This window comes from Streptomyces sp. NPDC021562, from assembly GCF_040640875.1.
Classification (GTDB): domain Bacteria; phylum Actinomycetota; class Actinomycetes; order Streptomycetales; family Streptomycetaceae; genus Streptomyces.
Genome location: NZ_JBFACN010000128.1, coordinates 1 through 1,006, shown reverse-complemented (window position 1 = coordinate 1,006; position 1,006 = coordinate 1). Strand labels below are relative to the sequence as shown.

Sequence of the window (1,006 nt, the reverse complement as noted above, 5' to 3'; positions counted from 1 at the left end):
GAGGAGACCAACGACCAGACTTGAGATGAGCGGAATAATCATCATCGGCATAAGTCCCTCTGCCCATCTCGGCACCTTTAAATTATTCTTCAAGAAGAGAACAAAATAACCGACGATAAAACCGCCAAGCATACCACCCAAGAACCCAGCACCAATCGCATTTGCGATAAGACCCATCAGCAGGCCTGGTGCTATTCCTGGTCTGTCTGCAATGGAGTAGGCAATTGCCCCAGCTATGACCGGAGCAAGCAAGCCCATTCCCAAAACACCTAAAGAGACAAGAGCAGACGGAATCGAAAATGCTGCTTGGTAATTTTCAATGACTGTCCCGCCTGTCAGATTTCCGATGGCAATTAGTAGACCTGATGCTACTACTAATGGAAGCATATAGGATATAGCAGTTAATGCATGCTTTTTAATTTGCAGTTTTTTCAGCATAGAAAAGACCCCTTCACTGGTTTTTGTTTAATTCAGCTTCAATCTTTTTGTATAACTGCTTTGGTGCTTTTATGGCAATATGTGTCGGCACCTCGATAATTCGTTTGCCTTTGAACCGCTCCTTTCCACTTACCTTAATGTCTGCAGCAATGATAACAAGATCAGCCTCCTGTATTTCTGTTGCAGTAAGCTCATTCTCGATTCCGATTGTACCTTGTGTCTCAATCCGGACCTTATGGCCAAACTCCTGCCCTGCCTTAATCAGCTTTTCTCTCGCGATATACGTATGAGCAATTCCAGATGTACAAGCAGAAATTCCAACAATATTCATAACCTCTTCCTCCTATCAATTGTTTTCAGCAAAGATTTCAATGAACTCCCTTTTCGTCTGCAGCGTTTGAAACTTTTCAATCTTCTCCTCATCAGCAAGGAGCACAGCAACCTTTTGAAGCAGCTTAATATGCGTTGTTGTCTTGTCGCTATTCTTGACAGCAAACAAAATAATAATATTGATTGGTCCTCCATCAAGAGAGTCCCACTCTATTTCCTTATTTGTCCTGCCAATCGC

3 protein-coding genes are annotated in these 1,006 nt (G+C 42.8%); all 3 read right to left on the bottom strand.

Features of this window, described 5'->3' with window-relative positions; translation table 11 throughout:
* Positions 1-438, bottom strand: a 438-nt coding sequence (locus AB0G52_RS41435; RefSeq protein ID WP_361344550.1) for a PTS transporter subunit EIIC, incomplete at its 3' end; no start/stop codon positions are given.
* Between the two features lie 13 nt (positions 439-451).
* Complete coding sequence (locus AB0G52_RS41430) at positions 452-769, bottom strand: PTS fructose transporter subunit IIB (RefSeq protein ID WP_127738309.1); 318 nt, start codon at positions 767-769, stop codon at positions 452-454.
* Between the two features lie 15 nt (positions 770-784).
* Positions 785-1,006, bottom strand: a 222-nt coding sequence (locus tag AB0G52_RS41425; RefSeq protein WP_361344547.1) for a PTS sugar transporter subunit IIA, incomplete at its 5' end; no start/stop codon positions are given.